The following is a 5,750-nucleotide window of genomic DNA, read 5'->3' on the forward strand; positions in this document are numbered from 1 at the left end:
GCCCTGGTTCGAGACTTCGCTCGAACCCGCCGCGCTCGACGAGCCGCAAGCATTTGACCCGGCGCTGCCTTTCTATGCCCGCCCGACCACCCTCGACGAGCTGATCGCCCTGCGCTCGCGTCATCCCGATGCCAGGCTCGTCGCCGGCGCGACGGATCTCTGGCTCGAGACCACCCAGCAGCTTCGCCCCCTCGAGCAGCTCATCGATGTCACTCGCGTGACCGACCTGCAACGCGTGGAGCCGGCGCATTTTCAATCTCGCCAAGGCTTCTGGGTCGGCAGCGCGGTGACCTACACCGCGCTCGAACCCTTACTCCAGCGCCATTATCCCGGCTTTGCACACCTGCTGACGCGACTGGGCTCACGCCAGATCCGTAACCGGGGAACCCTGGGCGGCAATATCGCCAACGCCTCGCCCATCGGCGATACACCGCCGGTGCTGCTGGCACTGGATGCCTGGGTGGAACTGGCCGGCCCCGACGCCACGCGCACCATGGCGCTGGAGCACTTCTTCCTCGATTATCGCAAGACTGCACTCGCGCGCGACGAGATCATCAGCCGCATCTTTCTACCCGCGCTCGAAGAGCATGCGTCGCTGCGTGTCTGGAAACTCTCCAAGCGCCGCGAGGACGATATCTCGGCGGTACTGGGCGCCTTTCACTACACGCTCGAGAACGGCGTGCTCGCGCAGGTGCGTCTCGGCTTTGGCGGCATGGCAGCCACGCCCAGGCGCGCCGCCGCGGCCGAAGCCGCGCTCGAAGGCCAGCCGCTTTCGAAAGCGAGCTTTCAGGCAGCCCAGCAGGCGCTTTCGGCGGATTTCCAGCCAATGGATGATGTGCGTGGCGGTCGTGCGTATCGCGAGCTGGCGGCGGCCAACCTGCTCGAACGCCTGTACGTCACGCTCACGACCCCGGACCAGGAGGTGATGCTCCATGCGTACGCTCACTAGACTCGATGCCGAAAGCCGCCACGCCCGGCGCGAGCTTGATCGCCAGATCACCGGCGACGGACCTCTGGCGCGCCATACCGTCGATAGCGATGGTCGCCGCCAGGCCGGCGCCTCGAGCCATCACGAAAGTGCGCGCAAGCATGTGACCGGCAAGGCCGCCTACATCGATGATCTCCAGGCGCCGGCGGATGCGCTGCATCTTGCGCTGGGGCTTTCGCCGGTCGCTCACGGGCGCCTTGCGCGCCTGGATCTCGAAGCCGTGCGACGTGCCCCGGGGGTCGTCGATGTCATCACCTTTACCGACGTGCCCGGCCATACCGATATCGGTCCGGTCTTTCCGGGAGACCCGATCTTTGTGGACGAGGCGATCAGCTACGCCGGACAGTGCCTGTTTGCGGTGGCTGCGACTTCCTACACGGCAGCGCGCCAGGCGGTGGAGCTTGCCGAGATCGATATCGACGAGCTTCCTGCACGCCTGGATCCGGTCGCCGCCATCGAGCACGACGAGCGAGTGCGCCCCAGCCACGTCCAGGAGCGTGGCGACTGGCAACAGTGCCTCGAGGAGGCATCGAACGTGATCGAGGGGGCGCTGTTCGTCGGCGGGCAGGAGCACCTTTATCTGGAGGGCCAGGCCTGCCTGGTGCTGCCCACCGAGGACGAAGGCGTCGTCGTCTACACCTCCAACCAGCATCCGAGCGAAACCCAGAAACTGGTCGCCGAGGTGCTGGGTATTCCCTTTCACAGCGTGACCGTGGAGGTTCGCCGGATGGGCGGCGGCTTCGGCGGCAAGGAGACCCAGGCCTCGCCCTGGGCATGCATTGCCGCCATCGTCGCGCGGCGCACGGGACGCGCCGCGCGCCTTCGCCTGCCGCGCAGCGTTGACATGCGCGTGACCGGCAAGCGCCACCCGTTTCACAACCGCTACCGGCTGGCCATCGATGGCGAAGGCGTCATCCAGGGTGGCGAGATCACGCTGATCGGCGACTGCGGTTATTCGCCGGATCTGTCGGATGCCATCGTCGACCGAGCGATGTTCCATGCCGACAACGCGTATTGTCTGAACGCGGCCCGAGTGACAGGCCACCGAGCCCGCACCCATACCGCCTCGAACACTGCTTTTCGCGGCTTTGGCGGCCCGCAGGGCATGATGATCATCGAGGCGGCGATGGACGATATCGCCCGGCGCATCGGCGAGGACCCGCTGACGGTGCGCAAGCGCAACCTCTACCGCCCCGGCTTCGATACCACCCACTACGGGCAGAAGGTGGATCAGACCGCCCTGCTGCACACCTTGATCGATACCCTCGAACGCGATAGCGACTACTGGGCGCGCCGCGACGAGATTCAGCGCTACAACGCCCACAGTCCCATCCTCAGAAAAGGCTTGGCGCTGACGCCGGTGAAGTTCGGCATCTCCTTCACCGCCCAGCACTTGAACCAGGCGGGGGCACTGCTTCACGTCTATACCGATGGCAGCGTGATGATCAATCACGGCGGCACGGAAATGGGCCAGGGGCTGCACACCAAGATCTGCCAGGTCGTGGCGCGCGAGCTGGGGCTCGATCTAGAAGACGTGCGTATCAGCGCCACGCGTACCGACAAGGTGCCCAACACCTCGCCCACGGCCGCCTCGAGCGGAGCCGATCTGAACGGCATGGCGGCGCGTGACGCGGCGATCAGGCTGCGCGAGCGCTTGTTCGATTTCGCCGCTGGCCACTTCGAAGGCGGGCTCGAGCGCGAAGGCATGCGCCTCGAAGATGGCATATTGGTGGCGGGCCTGGGCGAAAGCGAATACCGCCTGCCCTGGGGGGAGCTCGTCCAGACCGCCTACCTGAACCGGATCTCGCTTTCCGAAAAAGGCTTCTACGCCACGCCGCTGATCCACTACGACCGCGCGACTGGCCAGGGTCGGCCCTTCTACTACTACGCCTTCGGTGCGGCGGTGTCGGAAGTCACCGTGGATACCCTGACCGGAGAATACCGGCTGGATCGCGTCGATATCCTCCACGACGTGGGGGATTCGCTCAACCCGGCCATCGACATCGGCCAGATCGAAGGGGGCTTCATCCAGGCGATGGGCTGGCTGACCAGCGAGGAGCTCAAGTGGGACGAACGCGGCGTACTGGTGAGCAACAGCGCCGCTACCTACAAGATTCCGACCTTCGGCGACACGCCGCCGATTTTCAACGTCGCGCTGATGGAGGGGCACCCCAACTCCATGGCGAGCCTGTATCGCTCCAAGGCGGTGGGCGAGCCGCCCTTCATGCTGGGTATCAGCGTCTGGTCGGCGCTGCGCGACGCGCTGGCGAGCCTCGATGACTACCGGACGTCGCCGTCGCTGGATGCGCCGGCGACGCCGGAGCGGGTCATGCTGGCAGCCCAGGCATTGAGGACCAAGGCGCTGTGAACGAGACCCCGTTTGTGACCTGGCACGCCGCGCTGCATCACTGCCAGCAAAACGGCCTGCCCCACGTACTGGCGACCCAGGTCAGCGCCCTGGGCTCGACGCCGCGCGAGCCCGGCGCGCGCATGGTGATCACCCCGAGCTCTGTCATCGATACCCTGGGAGGCGGCACCTTCGAGTGGCAAACCATCGACACGGCGCGCCGCCATCTGGCCGAAGGCAACGCCGGCTTCCACCTGGAGGCCTTTTCACTTGGCGGGCGCAGCGGCCAGTGTTGCGGCGGCTTCGTCAACGTGATGCTGGAAGTATTTCCCGGTGCGCGTACCCACTTGGCGGTGTTCGGCGCCGGCCATGTCGGGCAGGCGATCGTGGCTTTGAGCCATCCCCTGCCTTGGCACCGGCACTGGTTCGACAGCCGCCCGGAGAGCTTCGCGTCGGTCGAGCCCGCGCCAAGACTTGCTACCCATCGCCTGAACGACCCTGCCGCAGCCGTTCGTTCACTACCTTCCGGCTGCCATGTTCTCGTCCTCACCCATAGCCATGACGAGGATTACGCGCTCGTTGACGCGCTCTGCGAACGCGATGACCTGGGTTCGGTCGGCCTGATCGGCTCCCAGAGCAAGTGGAGCAGCTTCAAGCGCCGCCTGCAGCGCACCGGTAAAAGCGAAGCCGCCCTTCGGCGCATGCGTTGCCCTATCGGCACCCTTGGTCAAGGCAAGCTTCAGGACAAGACGCCTTATGCCATCGGGCTATGTACCGTGGCCGAGCTGCTGACACTGACCGATGCGCCCGCTTCCATCGACGACCATCGCGGACTCGAGAGTGCCGCGTTGAAACCGCTTTTCGACGATTTTCAAGAGTTCGACCTACCATGACGAATCACGCAGACGTCTTCATTCGCGGGGAGCTTCTCAGCTTCGCTGCGGACCCCGGCCACAATGATCGCCCTGCTCCGGGCAGCATCGAGCACCACGAGGATGGGCTTCTCTGGCTCAAGGGCGGTCATATCCATGCCGTCGGTCAGTACGAGCACCTGCGCGCCATACTGCCCGCGGGGGCCGATGTACGCGACTATCGCGGCAAGCTCATCATGCCAGGCTTCATCGACAGCCACGTCCACTACGTGCAGCTCGACATCATGGCCTCTTACGGACGTCAGCTACTGGATTGGCTCAACGAGTACACCTTTCCGGAAGAGTGTCGTTTTCAAGACGCCGAACATGCACAGTCGCTTTCCCAGGCGTTTCTCGACGAAATGCTGCGGGCGGGCACCACCACCGCCCAGGTGTTCGGCTCGAGCCACCCGGGGTCCATCGATGCGTTTTTCTCCGAAAGCCGGGCGCGCGGGCTGCGTATGCTGGCCGGCAAGGTGATGATGGATCGCAACGCCCCGGACGCCCTTTTAGACGGTGCTCACGGCGTGGCCGACACCGAACGGCTGATCGCCGATTGGCATGGGTGTGATCGGCTGGGCTACAGCGTCACACCGCGTTTCGCCCCGACCTCCACCGCCGCGCAGATGGATGCGGCCGGCGCGCTGCTTAGAAACGATGAGAGTCTCTGGCTGCAGACGCATCTTGCCGAAAACGAGGGTGAGTTGAAATGGGTGGCCGAGCTCTTTCCAGGTAGCCGCGATTATCTGGCTGTATACGAAAAGGCGGGCCTGGTCGGGCCGAAAAGCACTTTTGCCCACGGCGTGCATCTCGACGACAGCATGCGCAAGCGCCTGGCCGCCAATGGGGCTCATATCGCCTTCTGCCCGAGTTCGAACCTCTTCCTCGGCAGCGGCCTGTTCGACCGTGAAGCGGCTTACCGCGCAGGCATGGCCTTCACTTATGCCAGTGACATCGGTGCAGGTACCGACCTGAGCGGCTTCGGCACGCTGAAAAGCGCTTACCAGGTGGGCCAGCTTTGCCAGCAGCCACTCACGGCGTGGCAAGGGTTCTACGCATTGACTCACGGCAATGCCCGCACACTATCGCTCGATCATGCCATCGGCCAGCTCAAGCCCTGCATGGAAGCGGATTTCATCGTCATCGACCCATGCGCCACGCCGCTTCTGGCTCGGCGTATCGAAAGGTGTACCACGCTTGGTGAAAAGCTTTTTGCCCTGATGATCCTGGCCGACGACCGCGCCATTTTCGAGACGTGGGCCAACGGCGAGTGCCAACATCGCCGAGACGACCGCTAAGCATCAGCGCTGCCGCAACCTGCGGCAGCTCTCCTGCTTTCGAGCATAGATAAATAATTCCAGGCATAAAAAAATCCCCCGCCTCACAGAGACGGGGGATTTTTCAGATAGGTGCCTGACGATGACCTACTCTCGCATGGGGAGGCCCCACACTACCATCGGCGCGTTGCGGTTTCACTTCCGAGTTCGGCATGGGATCGGGTGGT

4 protein-coding genes and 1 rRNA gene are annotated in these 5,750 nt (G+C 64.4%); 4 read left to right on the plus strand and 1 reads right to left on the minus strand.

Features of this window, described 5'->3' with window-relative positions:
* The 4 genes from BIS11_RS09570 to guaD form a co-directional block, all read left to right on the plus strand.
* Positions 1 to 949, plus strand: a 949-nt coding sequence (locus BIS11_RS09570) for an FAD binding domain-containing protein (RefSeq protein ID WP_253585975.1), incomplete at its 5' end; no start/stop codon positions are given.
* Complete coding sequence (xdhB, locus tag BIS11_RS09575) at positions 933 to 3,356, plus strand: xanthine dehydrogenase molybdopterin binding subunit (protein WP_253423153.1); 2,424 nt, start codon at positions 933 to 935, stop codon at positions 3,354 to 3,356. The genes BIS11_RS09570 and xdhB, both read left to right, overlap by 17 nt.
* A 14-nt stretch (positions 3,357 to 3,370) precedes the next feature.
* Positions 3,371 to 4,228 carry a xanthine dehydrogenase accessory protein XdhC gene (xdhC, locus tag BIS11_RS09580; protein ID WP_253585976.1) on the plus strand — a complete coding sequence of 286 codons (858 nt, stop codon included), beginning with the start codon at positions 3,371 to 3,373 and terminating at the stop codon, positions 4,226 to 4,228.
* Positions 4,225 to 5,544 carry a guanine deaminase gene (gene guaD / locus BIS11_RS09585; RefSeq protein WP_253423146.1) on the plus strand — a complete coding sequence of 440 codons (1,320 nt, stop codon included), beginning with the start codon at positions 4,225 to 4,227 and terminating at the stop codon, positions 5,542 to 5,544. Before xdhC ends, guaD begins: the two co-directional genes overlap by 4 nt.
* A 113-nt stretch (positions 5,545 to 5,657) precedes the next feature.
* Here guaD and rrf read toward each other — a convergent pair.
* Positions 5,658 to 5,750, minus strand: a 5S ribosomal RNA gene (gene rrf / locus BIS11_RS09590); the annotation flags it as partial.

Origin of the sequence: Halomonas sp. 707D4 (genome assembly GCF_024158685.1) — a bacterium.
Lineage (GTDB): Bacteria > Pseudomonadota > Gammaproteobacteria > Pseudomonadales > Halomonadaceae > Vreelandella.